General features: G+C 60.2%; 16 protein-coding genes. 7 read left to right on the top strand and 9 right to left on the bottom strand.

Going from position 1 to position 14,553, the window contains the following annotated elements; translation table 11 throughout:
- Positions 1-120: 120 nt before the first annotated feature.
- The 5 genes from F2S13_RS11970 to dadA all read right to left on the bottom strand — a co-directional run bounded on the left by F2S13_RS11970 (position 121) and on the right by dadA (position 4,193).
- Positions 121-549 carry a c-type cytochrome gene (locus tag F2S13_RS11970; RefSeq protein WP_178119006.1) on the bottom strand — a complete coding sequence of 143 codons (429 nt, stop codon included), beginning with the start codon at positions 547-549 and terminating at the stop codon, positions 121-123.
- A gap of 171 nt (positions 550-720) precedes the next feature.
- Entirely contained in the window at positions 721-1,269 is a 549-nt protein-coding gene (locus F2S13_RS11965) for a cupin domain-containing protein (protein WP_166360938.1), read from the bottom strand.
- Between the two features lie 128 nt (positions 1,270-1,397).
- Complete coding sequence (gene alr, locus F2S13_RS11960; protein ID WP_166360936.1) at positions 1,398-2,471, bottom strand: alanine racemase; 1,074 nt, start codon at positions 2,469-2,471, stop codon at positions 1,398-1,400.
- 95 nt (positions 2,472-2,566) lie between these two features.
- Positions 2,567-2,920, bottom strand: a complete 354-nt coding sequence (locus F2S13_RS11955) for a RidA family protein (protein ID WP_166360934.1) — start codon at positions 2,918-2,920, stop codon at positions 2,567-2,569.
- The gene (gene dadA / locus F2S13_RS11950) at positions 2,895-4,193 is read right to left on the bottom strand and encodes a D-amino acid dehydrogenase (protein ID WP_166360932.1); all 1,299 of its coding nucleotides are present in this window, start codon (positions 4,191-4,193) and stop codon (positions 2,895-2,897) included. The genes F2S13_RS11955 and dadA overlap by 26 nt, the downstream gene beginning before the upstream one ends.
- A gap of 155 nt (positions 4,194-4,348) precedes the next feature.
- Between dadA and dadR the strand changes: the two genes are divergently transcribed.
- Entirely contained in the window at positions 4,349-4,837 is a 489-nt protein-coding gene (gene dadR / locus F2S13_RS11945) for a transcriptional regulator DadR (protein WP_027980766.1), read from the top strand.
- Between the two features lie 3 nt (positions 4,838-4,840).
- Here dadR and F2S13_RS11940 read toward each other — a convergent pair whose 3' ends face one another.
- Complete coding sequence (locus tag F2S13_RS11940) at positions 4,841-5,194, bottom strand: YkgJ family cysteine cluster protein (protein WP_166360930.1); 354 nt, start codon at positions 5,192-5,194, stop codon at positions 4,841-4,843.
- A 145-nt stretch (positions 5,195-5,339) separates the two neighbouring features.
- Between F2S13_RS11940 and F2S13_RS11935 the strand changes: the two genes are divergently transcribed.
- Positions 5,340-6,641, top strand: coding sequence for an NAD(P)/FAD-dependent oxidoreductase (locus F2S13_RS11935; RefSeq protein WP_166360928.1), 1,302 nt, complete (start codon positions 5,340-5,342; stop codon positions 6,639-6,641).
- Here F2S13_RS11935 and F2S13_RS11930 read toward each other — a convergent pair.
- Complete coding sequence (locus F2S13_RS11930) at positions 6,638-6,868, bottom strand: DUF1127 domain-containing protein (RefSeq protein WP_166360926.1); 231 nt, start codon at positions 6,866-6,868, stop codon at positions 6,638-6,640. The genes F2S13_RS11935 and F2S13_RS11930 overlap by 4 nt on opposite strands.
- Before the next feature lie 175 nt (positions 6,869-7,043).
- Here F2S13_RS11930 and F2S13_RS11925 point away from each other — a divergent pair, with 175 nt between their 5' ends.
- Complete coding sequence (locus F2S13_RS11925) at positions 7,044-8,468, top strand: aminotransferase-like domain-containing protein (RefSeq protein WP_166360924.1); 1,425 nt, start codon at positions 7,044-7,046, stop codon at positions 8,466-8,468.
- 66 nt (positions 8,469-8,534) lie between these two features.
- Positions 8,535-10,097: a phospholipase D family protein gene (locus F2S13_RS11920; RefSeq protein ID WP_178119005.1), complete on the top strand. Its 1,563-nt coding sequence runs from the start codon at positions 8,535-8,537 to the stop codon at positions 10,095-10,097.
- Here F2S13_RS11920 and F2S13_RS11915 read toward each other — a convergent pair.
- Both F2S13_RS11915 and F2S13_RS11910 read right to left on the bottom strand, forming a co-directional pair.
- Entirely contained in the window at positions 10,094-11,236 is a 1,143-nt protein-coding gene (locus F2S13_RS11915; protein ID WP_166360922.1) for an MFS transporter, read from the bottom strand. The genes F2S13_RS11920 and F2S13_RS11915 overlap by 4 nt on opposite strands.
- Positions 11,237-11,355: 119 nt before the next feature.
- On the bottom strand, positions 11,356-12,849 hold the full coding sequence (locus F2S13_RS11910; RefSeq protein WP_166360920.1) for an aldehyde dehydrogenase: 1,494 nt from the start codon (positions 12,847-12,849) through the stop codon (positions 11,356-11,358).
- Between the two features lie 201 nt (positions 12,850-13,050).
- Between F2S13_RS11910 and F2S13_RS11905 the strand changes: the two genes are divergently transcribed.
- From F2S13_RS11905 to F2S13_RS11895, 3 genes are all read left to right on the top strand, one after another.
- On the top strand, positions 13,051-13,413 hold the full coding sequence (locus F2S13_RS11905) for a cupin domain-containing protein (RefSeq protein ID WP_166360918.1): 363 nt from the start codon (positions 13,051-13,053) through the stop codon (positions 13,411-13,413).
- A gap of 84 nt (positions 13,414-13,497) precedes the next feature.
- A complete protein-coding gene (locus F2S13_RS11900) occupies positions 13,498-13,701 on the top strand; it encodes a hypothetical protein (RefSeq protein ID WP_166360916.1) in 204 nt (67 codons plus the stop codon).
- Positions 13,702-14,126: 425 nt separating this feature from the next.
- Positions 14,127-14,414 carry a DUF6124 family protein gene (locus tag F2S13_RS11895; RefSeq protein ID WP_166360914.1) on the top strand — a complete coding sequence of 96 codons (288 nt, stop codon included), beginning with the start codon at positions 14,127-14,129 and terminating at the stop codon, positions 14,412-14,414.
- Positions 14,415-14,553 lie beyond the last annotated feature (139 nt).

Below are 14,553 nucleotides of genomic sequence, written 5' to 3'. Positions count from 1 at the left end.
CCCTCCAGGAACATCCATGAATTCCAGTTGGTTTGAGCTTGCCGCGTCTTCGCTGTATTGACCAGTCTCGAACAAAAACAAAAAAGCCGCCCGTGGGCGGCTTTTTGCGGGAAGTGTCAGTTACTTCAGACCGGACATCTTCTGGATTGCACCTTTGAGCTCGGCGTCCGAGCAATCGGCGCAGGTGCCTTTTGGTGGCATGGAGTTGATGCCGGTGATGGCCTTGGCCAGAATGCCGTCGAGACCACCCTGGTGATCGGCACGTTCTTTCCATGCAGCCGTGTCACCGATTTTCGGCGAGCCGAGCAGGCCTGTGCCGTGGCAAGCATTGCAATGTTTTGCAATAACTTCGTCCGGGGTCTTGGCGCCACCACCGCCGCCAGCCGAGGCAGCGACTTCCATTCCCTTGCACTCCTGACCCTGCACGCACACCTGGCCTACCGGCTCCAGGCGCTTGGCAATGTCATCGTTGGTCGCAGCCTGAGCGCTGACTGCCCAAAGGGCCAATACGACAGCTGGTGCGGCCAGCATTTTCTTAATTAGATTCACGCGTACACCCTCATCGTGGCTAGTCACGCCCGCGGCCACGGTTTCGCGGGCGGGCGCAAGTATAACGAGAACCCTGCCACTCTGAAACAACCCTAAAGTCGCAGGGGTATTAGCAGTGGCAGAGTGGCTCCATGGGTACCTGCAAACACAGCGTAGCTGGGCAGTTCCGTTTTAGAAGTTCGCTGGCGTCGCCGCGCTGATCAGGCGCGCCGGTACATCATAGGGATTGCGAAACCGGTGCGGCTTGGTGCTTTCGAAATAGTAGCTGTCGCCAACCTCGAGCACGAACGTTTCCAGGCCAACCACCAGTTCAAGACGACCTTCGACCAGAATGCCGGTCTCCTCGCCTTCATGGGTGAGCATTTCTTCACCGGTATCGGCACCCGGTGGGTAAATCTCGTTGAGAAAGGCAATCGCCCGACTCGGATGTGCCTTGCCCACCAGTTTCATGGTCACGGCGCCGTCCGAAATGTCGATCAGCTCATTGGCCTTGTAAACAATTTGAGTGGTGTTTTCGGGTTGCAGCTCTTCGGAAAAGAACTCGACCATGGACATCGGAATACCACCCAGCACCTTGCGCAACGAACTGATCGAGGGGCTGACGCTGTTCTTCTCGATCATCGAAATGGTGCTATTGGTGACGCCCGCACGTTTTGCGAGCTCACGCTGGGAAAGACCTTTGAGTTTGCGAATGGCTTGCAGTCGTTCACCGACGTCCAATGCGGCAGTCCTCCGAATGTTCAGGTGAAGTCGAAATTGAACGTTATCATCGCAACAGCGTTCAGTATTTACAACACTTCGACCGCAACCTGAACAATCAGGCGACTTATGGCAACCCCAGGCCGGCGTCAGGCCCCGGTGTAGAGCATTGGAACGCGACGCAGGTTGCAAAAGATCTGATAGGGAATGGTTCCGGCCTGAATCGCGACGTCGCTGGCCAGGATGTTTTTGCCCCAGAGCTCGACCGGGCTACCCAGGCCTGCCTGCGGCACATCGGTCAAGTCGATGCACAACATGTCCATCGAAACCCGCCCCAACAACTGGCTGCGCTGGCCCGCCACCAATACCGGCGTGCCGGTCGGTGCCAGACGCGGGTAACCGTCGGCATACCCCATGGCAACCACGCCGATCCGGCTCGGCCGCTGGGTAACGAACTTGGCGCCATAACCCACGGCTTCGCCGGCCGGCAGTTCGCGCACGCTGATGACTTTCGATTCAAGGGTCATCACAGGTTGCAGGCGAGCCGCCTGGCTTTGCGCCTCTTCGAATGGCGTCGCGCCATACAGCATGATGCCCGGGCGAACCCAGTCACTGGGAATGTCCGGCCAACCCAGTACAGCCGGCGAGTTGCGCAGGCTCACCTGTGCCGACAGGCCTTTGCGGGCAGCTTCGAATACCGCGACCTGATCGACGCTGGTCGAGCAACCCAGCTCGTCGGCGCGAGCGAAGTGGCTCATGAGTACGATCTTGGCGACCTTGCCGCTGGCCAGCAGACGCTGATAAGCGCCCTGGTAATCCTTGGGGTGCAGGCCGACCCGGTGCATGCCCGAGTCCAGCTTGAGCCAGACTGTAAGCGGTTTGCTCAAGCTGGCCTGCTCGATGGCCTCCAGTTGCCACAGCGAATGCACCACGCACCAGAAATCATGCTGGATGATCAGCGGCAACTCATCCGCCTCGAAGAAACCTTCGAGCAGCAACACTGGCGCCGTAATGCCGGCTGCCCGCAATTCCAGCGCTTCCTCGATACAGGCCACGGCAAAACCATCGGCCTCGGCTTCCAGCGCCTGGGCACAGCGAACCGCGCCATGGCCATAGGCATCGGCCTTGATCACGGCAAGGGCCTTGGCCCCCGAGAGTTCACGGGCGAGTTGATAGTTGTGGCGCAACGCTTGGAGGTCGATCAGGGCACGGGCAGGACGCATGACGGCAGCCTTCTGGGCAGTCTTGTGAGGAATAAAAAACCCGGCGCTGATAGACAGCTGTTCGGCCGTGAACCGCGCCGGGTGAGGGAGATTACTTAAGGCAGCGCGGCGACAACCGACAGCTCGACGAGAATTTCCGGCTCGCACAGCTTGGCTTCTACCGTGGCGCGGGCGCAGGCAGTACCCTGCGGCAGCCAGGTGTCCCAGACGCTGTTCATGCCCTGGAAATCGGCATCGATGTCCTTGAGGTAAATGGTCACAGATAGCAAACGCGTCTTGTCGGTACCGGCCTTGTCCAGCAGACGCTCGATATTGGCAAGCGTCTCGCGGGTCTGCTGTTCAATCCCGGCGCTCATGTCGTCGCCCACCTGGCCTGCAAGGTACACAGTGCCGTTGTGGACAACGATCTGACTCATCCGCTCGTTAGTGAGCTGGCGCTGGATTGACATTAGTTGCAGTCTCCTGGTGTTTACCGTAGCGATAGATATCGAGACCTTCGGCGCTGATCTGCGGCTTTTTGCGCGCGATCAGGTCGGCCAGCAAGCGACCGGAGCCACAGGCCATGGTCCAGCCGAGCGTGCCGTGACCCGTATTGAGGAACAGGTTGCGGAACGGCGTGGCCCCCACGATTGGCGTGCCATCCGGGGTGGTCGGACGCAAGCCCGTCCAGAAGCTGGCCTGGCTCAGGTCACCGCCCTGAGGATAAAGATCGCCAACGATCATCTCCAGTGTTTCGCGCCGACGCGGATTGAGCGACAGGTCGAAACCGGCGATTTCCGCCATGCCGCCGACGCGGATGCGGTTGTCGAAACGGGTGATCGCAACCTTGTAGGTTTCGTCGAGAATGGTCGAAGTCGGGGCCATGGCCGGGTTGGTGATCGGCACGGTCAAGGAATAACCCTTGAGCGGGTACACCGGGGCCTTGATGCCCAGCGGCTTGAGCAGTTGCGGCGAGTAGCTGCCGAGCGCCAGCACGTAGCGGTCCGCGGTTTCCAGCTTGCCGTTGATCCACACGCCATTGATGCGGTCGCCAGCGAAATCGATGCTGTCGATGGATTGACCGAAACGGAACTCGACACCCAGCTTGGTGGCCATTTCCGCCAGGCGAGTGGTGAACATCTGGCAGTCGCCAGTCTGGTCGTTCGGCAGGCGCAGGGCACCGGCGAGGATATCGGTGACGCGGCCCAGGGCCGGTTCGACCCGGGCGATACCGGCGCGGTCGAGCACTTCGTACGGCACGCCGGATTGCTCCAGGACCGCGATGTCCTTGGCTGCGTTGTCCAGTTGCGCCTGGGTACGGAACAGCTGCGTAGTACCCAGGGTACGGCCTTCGTAGGCGATACCGGTTTCGGCACGCAGCTCGTCGAGGCAGTCACGGCTGTACTCGGACAGGCGGACCATGCGCTCCTTGTTCACGGCATAGCGGCTGGCGGTGCAGTTACGCAGCATCTGCGCCATCCACAGGTATTGATCGATGTCGGCGGTCGCCTTGATTGCCAGCGGCGCGTGACGCTGCAGCAGCCACTTGATGGCCTTGAGCGGTACACCCGGCGCGGCCCACGGCGACGCGTAGCCTGGCGAGACCTGGCCTGCGTTGGCAAAACTGGTTTCCATGGCAACAGCTGGCTGACGGTCGACCACGACCACTTCGTACCCTTCGCGCGCCAGATAATAGGCACTGGTGGTACCAATCACACCGCTACCAAGCACCAGAACTCGCATGTTCAATCCCTCAACGCGGTTAACCGCTGAAATTTGTTGTTTATTGCAAAGATGCGCGCAGTGTAAAAAATTTTCTCCAGAGCTTTTCACTATATAAAGAGCTATTATTGGCGACAATTCTCGGCAAAAACGCCTTTCACGGAGGGGCATCCCCTATGCGCACCCAACATCAGAGCAAGCGCGAACTGGACAAGATCGATCGCAACATCCTCAGGATCCTCCAGGCGGATGGGCGCATTTCGTTCACGGAACTGGGAGAAAAGGTCGGCCTTTCGACCACGCCCTGCACCGAGCGGGTTCGCCGGCTGGAACGCGAAGGGATCATCATGGGCTACAACGCCCGGCTCAACCCGCAGCACCTCAAGGGCAGCCTGCTGGTGTTCGTCGAGATCAGCCTCGACTACAAATCCGGCGACACCTTCGAAGAATTCCGCCGTGCCGTGCTGAAACTGCCCCATGTGCTGGAGTGCCACCTGGTTTCAGGTGACTTCGACTACCTGGTGAAGGCGCGGATCTCGGAGATGGCGTCTTATCGCAAACTGCTTGGCGACATCCTGCTCAAGCTGCCCCATGTTCGCGAATCGAAGAGCTACATCGTGATGGAAGAAGTGAAGGAAAGCCTGAGCCTGCCGATTCCGGACTGAGATTCAGACCAGCACCTGGCGAGTGGTAGCGATGTAATGATGGATCTGCTTTTCGGCCAACGGATCGATCATTTCAGCCGGTCCTCGCCCGTTCGGGCATGGCAGGCTCGGGGTGGTGCCGAACAACCGGCAGATCAGCGGGCGCTCTTCATACACCGTGCAACCGTTGGGCCCCAGGTGCACGCAATTGAGTTCAGCCAACGCAGCCTCCTGCTCGGCGGCGGTCTTGCGTGGCAGGCGGGCCATCTCTTGCGACGAGGTGGTGACGGGGCCGCAGCAATCGTGGCAGCCGGGTACACATTCGAAGGACGGGATCTGCTCGCGCAGGAAGCGGATCTTGTGGCTATTGCAGCTCATGTCGGCCTGTATCGAAGTGATCTGGGTATCGATTTTGCCTCAATTGTGCCCGCCCAGACAGGACCGTCGGGCCAACGGTTGCCTGGCTGCGGAATCGCAGCCTATGCTGCGTAGGTTTTCAGACGCCCCAATCAGGATTCTGCCCATGAACGCTCGCGTTCAGAAGTCTTCGCACCCCGCATCTTATTACGCCGCCAGCAGTGCCCCGCAACCTGACTACCCGATGTTGCAAGGTGAACTGAATGCCGATGTGTGCGTGGTTGGCGGCGGCTTTTCCGGGCTCAACACCGCCATCGAACTGGCAGAACGCGGCCTGAGCGTGGTCCTGCTGGAGGCGCGCAAGATCGGCTGGGGCGCCAGCGGACGCAATGGCGGGCAGTTGATCCGCGGGGTGGGCCATGATGTCGGGCAGTTCGCCTCGGTTATCGGTGAAGAGGGCGTACGTTCGCTCAAGTTGATGGGCCTCGAAGCGGTGGAGATTGTCCGCCAACGCATCGAACGGCATGCCATCGACTGCGACCTGACCTGGGGTTATTGCGATCTGGCGAACAAACCGGCCGATCTGCAAGGGTTTGCCGAAGATGCCGAAGAGCTGCGCAGCCTGGGCTATCGTCATGAGCTGCGCCTGGTCCAGCCCGGGGATATGCACAGCGTGGTCGGTTCGGACTGCTACGTGGGCGGCTTGATCGACATGGGCTCGGGGCACCTGCACCCGCTCAATCTTGCCCTTGGCGAAGCGGCACTGGCCGCACAGCTCGGGGTGAAACTTTTCGAGCAGTCGGCCGTGACCCACATCGACTATGGCCCGCAGGTGCGCGTGCATACTGCGCTGGGGTCTGTCAGGGCCGGGACGCTGGTACTCGGATGCAATGCGTACATCAACAACCTCAATCCCGAACTCAGTGGAAAAGTCTTGCCGGCCGGCAGCTATATCATCGCCACCGAGCCGCTCGACGAAGCCCGGGCGCGGCAGCTATTGCCACAAAACATGGCTGTCTGCGATCAACGCGTAGCGCTGGACTACTATCGATTGTCAGCCGATCGACGCCTGCTGTTCGGGGGCGCCTGTCACTATTCAGGGCGCGACCCGCAGGACATCGCCGCCTACATGCGCCCCAAGATGCTCAAGGTGTTCCCGCAACTGGCGGACGTGCGCATCGATTACCAGTGGGGAGGCATGATCGGCATCGGTGCCAATCGCCTGCCGCAGATCGGTCGACTGAAGGACCAACCCAATGTTTATTACGCCCAGGCCTATTCCGGCCATGGGCTCAATGCCACGCACCTGGCCGGCCGGTTGCTGGCCGAAGCCATCAGCGGCCAGCACAGCAGCGGCTTCGACCTGTTTGCCAGTGTCGGGCATATCACCTTTCCCGGCGGCAAATATCTGCGTTCCCCGCTGCTGGCATTGGGCATGCTCTGGCATCGGCTCAAGGAACTTACTTAAGTACGCCAGAACGGCTTGAGCCCTTCCTTGCGAGCCTGCTCGGGGCTCAAGCCGATATCGCGCAGTTGATCGTCGTCGAGCTCCAGCAGCACCTTGCGTGTATGCAACCGCTGCCACATCAGGGCCCAGCGGGAAATACCAGGTGTCGGAGCGGCGACGTGGGTACGCTGCTCTTCCAGCAATTCCTCGGCATGCATTTTCAGACGCACATCGCTCAAACCGTTCATTTCTCTGCTCCTTCGAGTGAAAAACCTCGAAGAAATGATGCTCGCGCTGCCGAAGCCGTTACAGATCCAAACAATTTGAATTATTTCCATACAGAATGGCCGTTGCCGGGTCTGAATCCTGTATTTTTGGCTAATCTGTACTGGTCCCCACCCCACACTGGATCGGGAGTACGCCATGACCCTTTACGTCAATCTCGCCGAATTGCTTGGCTCTCGCATCGAGCAGGGCTTTTATCGCCCCGGCGACCGCCTCCCTTCGGTGCGCGCCCTGAGTGCCGAGCATGGGGTAAGCCTGAGCACCGTGCAGCAGGCCTATCGCGTACTTGAAGATAATGGTCTGGCAATGCCTCGGCCAAAGTCCGGGTATTTCGTCTGCAATGGCCGCACGCTCCCGGCGTTGCCAGCCGTTGGAAGACCCATGCAACGGCCGGTCGAGATTTCACAGTGGGATCAGGTGGTCGAACTGCTACGCAGCGTGCCTCGCAAGGATGTCGTGCAGCTGGGGCGCGGCATGCCCGATATCGAAAGTCCAACGCTCAAGCCCTTGCTGCGCAGCCTGGCCCGGCTTAGCCGGCACCAGGACATGCCGGGGCTGTATTACGACACCATCTATGGCACCCAGGCCCTGCGTGAACAAGTCGCCAGGCTCATGCTGGATTCCGGCTGCCAATTGAGCGCCAGCGATCTGGTGATCACCACGGGCTGTCATGAAGCCTTGTCCGCCAGTATTCGTGCGGTCTGCGAACCGGGCGATATCGTCGCAGTGGACTCGCCCAGTTTTCACGGCGCCATGCAGACCCTCAAGGGCCTGGGCATGAAGGCGCTGGAAATCCCGACCGACCCGATTACCGGTATCAGCCTGGAGGCCCTGGAGCTAGCGCTGGAGCAATGGCCGATCAAGCTCATCCAGCTGACCCCCAACTGCAACAACCCCTTGGGCTACATCATGCCTGAGGCCCGCAAGCGTGCCCTGCTGACCCTGGCGCAACGCTTCGACGTAGCAATCATCGAAGATGATGTGTATGGCGAACTGGCCTACACCTATCCAAGACCTCGCACCATCAAGTCGTTCGACGAGGATGGCCGGGTCCTGTTCTGCAGCTCCTTCTCCAAGACCATCGCCCCAGGACTGCGAGTCGGCTGGGTCGCCCCCGGTCGCTATCTGGAGCGCGTGCTGCACATGAAGTACATCAGCACCGGCTGCACCGCGACCCAGCCGCAACTGGCAATCGCCGACTTCATCAAGGGCGGCCATTACGAACCCCACCTGCGCCGCATGCGCAGCCAGTATCAACGCAGCCGCGACCTGATGATCGATTGGGTAACTCGCTACTTTCCAGCCGGCACCCGCGCCAGCCGCCCCCAGGGTGGCTTCATGCTGTGGGTCGAGCTTCCGGAAAGTTTCGACACACTGCGCCTTAACCGGGCTTTACTGGAGCAAGGCGTGCAAATCGCGGTGGGCTGCATTTTCTCGGCATCGGGCAAGTACCGTAATTGCTTGCGCATGAACTTTGCCGCCAGGGCGACGGATGAAATCGAAGCCGCTGTGCGCATTGTCGGTGCCACTGCCATTCGCTTGCTGGCCGAAGAGGAAGACTGAGCCGTAACTTTTCACCAATCGGCAAGGTCAAAACAGCTACACCCCTGGCGATTGAGGACGAGCCCTTTGAGACCTCTTCGGTTCTTCCTGCTACCTCTGTTTCTGGGGCTTACCCTGGGTGGCTGCGCCACAGCAAATCCACCGCACAAACTCAGCGAGGCATTGCCGGCCAATGAATCGGCTTTCGGCCGATCGGTGCAGGCCGAAGTGGCCCGCCATCAAGGTCTCTCGGGCTTTCGCCTGCTGGCAAGCAGCAACGAAGCCTTCAGAGCCCGCGCCGAATTGATCCGCAAGGCACAGAAAAGCCTCGATCTGCAGTACTACATCGTCCATGACGGCCTCAGCACACGCCTGCTTGTGCATGAATTGCTGCTGGCCGCCGATCGCGGGGTTCGGGTACGTATCCTGCTCGATGACACCGCCAGCGACGGCCAGGAGGACGTCATTGCCACGCTCGCCGTTCACCCGAATGTTTCTATCCGCGTCTTCAATCCCCTGCATCTGGGGCGCAGCACAGGTGTTACCCGAACCATGGGGCGATTGTTCAACCTTTCGCAGCAGCATCGGCGCATGCACAACAAGCTGTGGCTGGCCGATAACAGCATGGCCATCGTTGGCGGGCGCAACCTGGGGGACGCGTACTTCGATGCCGAACCCAATCTCAATTTCACCGACATCGATCTGCTCTGCGCAGGCCCGGTGGCAGAACAACTGGGACACAGTTTCGACCAATACTGGAACAGCGCGCTCAGCCGTCCCATCGCCGACTTTCAGTTGGACAAGCCCGGCCCTCAGGAACTGCAGGAAAGTCGACAACGTCTTGAAGCCTCGCTCAATGAAGCAAAGATCAAACGCAAGGCGCTTTACGACCATCTCCTGACCTACAAGACTCAACCTCAGCTCAATGATTGGCGCAGCGAATTGATCTGGGCCCATGGCCAGGCCCTGTGGGATGCCCCGAGCAAGGTGCTGTCCGACGGCGAACCCGACCCTTCGCTGTTGATGAGCACGCAATTGGAGCCCGAACTCAAGGGCGTGAGTAAGGAGTTGATGCTGATTTCAGCCTACTTCGTACCGCGCGATACTGGCCTGGAGTATCTCACTAGCCGCGCTGACGCTGGCGTGGCCATATTCCTGCTGACAAATTCCCTGGAGGCGACGGACGTCCCGGCAGTGCACGGCGGCTACATGCCCTACCGCAAGCCCCTGCTCGAACACGGCGTGAAACTCTATGAAATGCGGCGCCAAGCGGGCGATCCCAGTGCCGGCTCCTCCTCTGGCCCAGGTTCTGGCGCCGGCTCTGAATCCAGCCTGCACAGCAAGGCGATCATCTTCGATAAGCAGAAGGTTTTCATCGGATCGTTCAATTTCGACCCCCGCTCGCTGCTGTGGAACACCGAGGTCGGGGTGCTGGTCGACAGTCCGGAGCTGGCCGGCTACACACGCAAGCTGGCCCTGGAGGGTATGGCGCCGGCCATCAGCTACGAAGCCCGGCTGGAAAACGGTCAGATCGTCTGGGTAACCGAAGATAACGGCCACCTGCATACCGTGCGTACCGAGCCCGGCGGCCTGTGGCGTCGCTTTAATGCCTGGATGAGCCGCACGATCGGTCTGGAAAAGATGCTCTAGACCGAGGCCGGCGCTTCAAAAGCATTGCGTCGGCGCGCTAGCAATACCAGGCCCAATGCACCTGCAGCCATGAACAGCGGCAAGGCATGACCGCTGACCCATTGACTTCCCGCACCTGCAGCAAGCGGTCCGATCAGGCAACCGATCCCCCAGAGTTGAGCGACATGGGCATTGGCCCGCACCAACGCGTCATCGCGATAGCGTTCGCCAATCAGTACCAACGACAAGGTAAACAAACCACCGGCACTGGCCCCGAACAGCACCCACAATGGCCAGATCAGCAGGTTATGCACCAGCAAGGGAATCGCCAGGCTGGACAGTAACAATGTCAGTGCACAGCCAAAGAACAGCGTGCGCCGGGACATGCGATCGGCCAGCGCACCAATCGGCAGCTGCAACAAGGCATCGCCGATTACCACGGTGCTGACCATGTACAGAGCCACTTCAGTACTGAAACCCTGGCGCAGGCAATAGATCGGCAACAACGTCAGGATCATGGCCTCGAACGCGGCGAACAGGGCAATGGCCCAGGCAATCACCGGGAGCTTGCGGCAAAAGCCGACCAGGTCACCCAGTGTCACGCTAAACGCTTCAGTGCTTGGCGCCCCGTCGCGCCCAAGCAGCAGCAACGGCGAAAGCACCAACAAGCCTGCCCCCACCCAGAAACCGAAGTCATTCACAGTGCCCAGCGCGCCGAGCAACAAGGGCCCGGCCAACTGGCTCAAGGCATAAGAGCTGCCATACAGCGCCACCAGCCGCCCACGCCACTGCTCGACCACCAGTTGGTTGATCCAGCTCTCGCCAAGGATGAATACGATGGTAAGGACCACGCCAATCAGCAAGCGCAGCACCAGCCACAGGGGGTAACTGGGCAGCAACGCCAACAGACCGATGGAGAGCGCCCCGGCCCACAGGCAAAGGCGCATCAAGCCGGGCGTACCGAAATACGCGGCCAGGCGACTGGAGATATGTGCGCCAACCAATACACCAAAGGCCGGCATGGCCGCCATCACACCAATGGCAAACGACCCATAGCCCCAGCCTTCCAGCCGCAATGACACCAGCGGCATGCTCACACCCAGCGCCAGGCCGACACTCAGCACCGCCGCCAATACAGCGAAATAGGTACCCCAACGCATGTCCACACTCCAGTGGAAAACCCTGCCCAAAGCAGCACAGCCGGACATGCGCCAAGGCAGGTCCGGCTGTGCGTCAGGATCGATGCCGGACGTTGCCTTGGCGGCAACGCCCGGGTGGCTTACAGCTTGATCCAGGTAGCTTTCAGTTCAGTGTACTTGTCGAACGCATGCAGCGACTTGTCGCGACCGTTGCCCGATTGCTTGAAGCCACCGAAGGGCGCGGTCATGTCGCCGCCATCGTACTGGTTGACCCAGACGCTACCGGCGCGCAGCGCCTTGGCGGTCAGGTGCGCCTTGGAGATGTCGGCGGTCCACACCGCCGCGGCCAGGCCGTACGGGGTGTCGTTGGCGATATTGATGGCTTCTTCAACGGTGTCGAAGGTGATCACCGACAGCACCGGGCCGAAGATCTCTTCCTGGGCGATCTTCATGGCGTTGCTGACGCCGTCGAAGATGGTCGGTTCGACGTAGGTGCCACCGGTTTCCTGCAGAGTGCGCTTGCCGCCCACCAGCAGTTTGGCGCCATCGTTGTGGCCGGCTTCAATGTAGGACAGCACGGTGTTCATCTGCTGGGTATCGACCAGGGCACCGACATTGGTGGCCGGGTCCAGCGGGTTGCCCGGCTTCCAGCCCTTGAGGGCTTCGAGCACCAGTGGCAGGAACTGGTCCTTGATCGAACGCTCCACCAGCAGGCGCGAGCCGGCGGTGCAGACTTCGCCCTGGTTGAAGGCGATGGCGCCGGCAGCCGATTCGGCGGCGGCCTGCAGGTCCGCGGCATCGGCGAAGACGATGTTCGGGCTCTTGCCGCCGGCTTCCAGCCAGACGCGCTTCATGTTCGACTCGCCGGAGTAGATCATCAGCTGCTTGGCAATCTTGGTCGATCCGGTGAACACCAGGGTGTCGACGTCCATATGCAGGGCCAGGGCCTTGCCGACGGTGTGGCCGTAGCCTGGTAGCACGTTCAGCACGCCCGCCGGGATGCCGGCCTCGATGGCCAGTTGGGCGATGCGGATGGCGGTCAGTGGCGATTTTTCCGACGGCTTGAGGATCACCGAGTTGCCGGTCGACAGCGCAGGGCCCAGTTTCCAGCAGGCCATCATCAGCGGGAAGTTCCACGGCACGATGGCCGCGACCACGCCGACCGGCTCGCGGGTCACCAGACCGAGTTGGTCATGGGGGGTGGCAGCGACTTCGTCGTAGATCTTGTCGATGGCCTCGCCGCTCCAGCTCAGGGCCTGGGCGGCGCCTGGAACGTCGATGTCCAGGGAGTCAGTGATTGGCTTGCCCATGTCCAGGGTTTCCAGCAGTGCCAGTTCCTCGGCGTGCTGTTTGAGCAAGGCGGCAAAGCGGATCATGGTCGATTTGCGCTTGGTAGGTGCCAGGCGCGACCAGACGCCGGAGTTGAAGGTACTGCGGGCATTTTCCACGGCACGTTCGGCGTCGGCGGCATCGCAACTGGCGATATGCGCCAGGAGGCGTCCGTCGACCGGGCTGATGCACTCGAACGTCGCATTCGACACTGCGGCGGTGTATTCGCCGTTGATGAAGGCACGGCCTTCGATCTTCAGGTCCTGGGCACGTTGTTCCCAGTCAGCACGAGTCAGGGTGGTCATTACGAATCCTCCTCTTGTTGGTTTACAAGGCCGCACGAAGTGCTCGCGGGCATTGTCGAAAATTCTGCCGGGCGCACATGGGCCTGCGGCAATTACCACCCTAAACCACCGGCACCCGAATTTTCAATATATTTGACACAACGCCAACAAAAGCCTAGTCATGTGCGTTTTATTCAACAACAAAAACCGTGGGACCCACCTATGAGCATCAAACAGATCGTCGACTTCGCCCTGGCCACCACCAAAGCCGAGCATTACAGCCCCGCCCCGGAGCGCCTGATCGAAGGTAACCCCGAATGCACCCTCTACAACCACTACGAAAGCCCATGCAGCCAGTTTGGCGCAGGCGTGTGGGAAGGCACCAAGGGCCATTGGAAGGTGGAATACACCGAGCATGAGTACTGCGAAATCATCCACGGCGTATCGGTGCTGCGCGACAGCGAAGGCCAGGCCAAGACCTTGCGCGCCGGCGACCGCTTCGTGATCCCGGCAGGCTTCAAGGGCACCTGGGAAGTGCTGGAGCCATGCCGCAAGATCTACGTGATGTTCGAACAGAAGCGATAAATATTTACCGCCAGGGGCGAGTTGGCAGATTGCAGCATGGGGGCGTCCAAACGGACATTTCACTCAATGAAAGGAATCCCTATCATGACAAATGAAGACGTCCTCCAGAAAATCCAGCATCTGGTCTGCAGCCCCTACGTATTCAGCGTCAAAGCCTACATCACCGAATTGACCGGCCGTACCCGCGTGGTTGGCCCCAATGAGATTTCGACCAAAGAGCTGGACCTCAATCGAATTCATATCAGTGCGAATGATGAAGGCATCATAACGTCGTTCAGTTTCGGCTGAATGCGGAGGTCAGTGAGGCTATCGACTTCCCTTGAAACCTTTGCCAAACGATAGAGCTATACGCAAAAACGGCCCGCATTCTGAAATGCGGGCCTTTTTTTGCCTGCGATGGCGGCCTGCCTGTAGGCAAATTCTTTATTTCTTGAAAGACATTTCCCAAGCATAATCAACCCGCCTTGAACGCTGTTGCGCCTGTGTTTGCTGGTGGCTAGTCTTTCCCAGTCGTTGCCAATTCAACGACCGGGCCTGGAAATCCGAGCAATAGCAAAAGGCGCATAGTGTTCCGCAATGCATCATGGCGGCTGTGCGCGGGAGGGCTTCGGTCCTGCCGGGTTCCTTTTGCCCCGGTTTTCCAGCCTGCGTACAGCTGCCACCCACTCGTCTGGAAACGAACGTGGCAGCTCCACAGCAGAAGGAGCTACTCCATGATCAAAATCGTCCCCGATCCGCCTGCTTCAACTCCCTCACGTTTCACCACCGAAAAGCCCTTCGGCACCGTCGACAGCAACGGCCAGCCCATGCTCACGGTACGCGGCGGCATTCCGGTCGAAGACGCCCTGGCCCATGCCACGACCCTGATCGAATGCGCCGAAGCCACGGCCTGGGATGTGGTCGATCATCTGCACCTGAATGACAAAGCACTGGTTCTCGGACTGATTCAACAGCTCGATGCGGCGCAGGCGTTGATTGGTGCGGTGCTGGACCAGCGCTGAACCCTGCCCCTCGTTAACCCTCGTTCCCACGCTCCGCGTGGGAATGCCTCCACCGACGCTCCGCATCGCGCTCTCAGGCACATCGACGCTGGAGCGTCTTGACCTGCATTCCCACGCGGAGCGTCACTAGTGTCCGGTA

The sequence above is a fragment of the Pseudomonas akapageensis genome, from assembly GCF_011355085.1.
Classification (GTDB): domain Bacteria; phylum Pseudomonadota; class Gammaproteobacteria; order Pseudomonadales; family Pseudomonadaceae; genus Aquipseudomonas; species Aquipseudomonas akapageensis.
The sequence above is the reverse complement of the archived record's forward strand: the minus strand, read 5'-3'. Positions and strand labels throughout refer to the sequence as shown.

Excerpts from the sequence above, each read along its gene's own strand:
- alr (WP_166360936.1), bottom strand. The coding sequence starts at position 2,471 with ATGCGTCCTGCCCGTGCCCTGATCGACCTCCAAGCGTTGCGCCACAAC.
- F2S13_RS11930 (WP_166360926.1), bottom strand. The coding sequence starts at position 6,868 with ATGAACGGTTTGAGCGATGTGCGTCTGAAAATGCATGCCGAGGAATTG.
- F2S13_RS11910 (WP_166360920.1), bottom strand. The coding sequence starts at position 12,849 with ATGACCACCCTGACTCGTGCTGACTGGGAACAACGTGCCCAGGACCTG.
- dadR (WP_027980766.1), top strand. The coding sequence starts at position 4,349 with ATGCGCACCCAACATCAGAGCAAGCGCGAACTGGACAAGATCGATCGC.
- F2S13_RS11905 (WP_166360918.1), top strand. The coding sequence starts at position 13,051 with ATGAGCATCAAACAGATCGTCGACTTCGCCCTGGCCACCACCAAAGCC.
- F2S13_RS11925 (WP_166360924.1), top strand. The coding sequence starts at position 7,044 with ATGACCCTTTACGTCAATCTCGCCGAATTGCTTGGCTCTCGCATCGAG.
- F2S13_RS11895 (WP_166360914.1), top strand. The coding sequence starts at position 14,127 with ATGATCAAAATCGTCCCCGATCCGCCTGCTTCAACTCCCTCACGTTTC.
- F2S13_RS11915 (WP_166360922.1), bottom strand. The coding sequence starts at position 11,236 with ATGCGTTGGGGTACCTATTTCGCTGTATTGGCGGCGGTGCTGAGTGTC.
- F2S13_RS11955 (WP_166360934.1), bottom strand. The coding sequence starts at position 2,920 with ATGTCAATCCAGCGCCAGCTCACTAACGAGCGGATGAGTCAGATCGTT.
- dadA (WP_166360932.1), bottom strand. The coding sequence starts at position 4,193 with ATGCGAGTTCTGGTGCTTGGTAGCGGTGTGATTGGTACCACCAGTGCC.
- F2S13_RS11900 (WP_166360916.1), top strand. The coding sequence starts at position 13,498 with ATGACAAATGAAGACGTCCTCCAGAAAATCCAGCATCTGGTCTGCAGC.
- F2S13_RS11940 (WP_166360930.1), bottom strand. The coding sequence starts at position 5,194 with ATGAGCTGCAATAGCCACAAGATCCGCTTCCTGCGCGAGCAGATCCCG.
- F2S13_RS11935 (WP_166360928.1), top strand. The coding sequence starts at position 5,340 with ATGAACGCTCGCGTTCAGAAGTCTTCGCACCCCGCATCTTATTACGCC.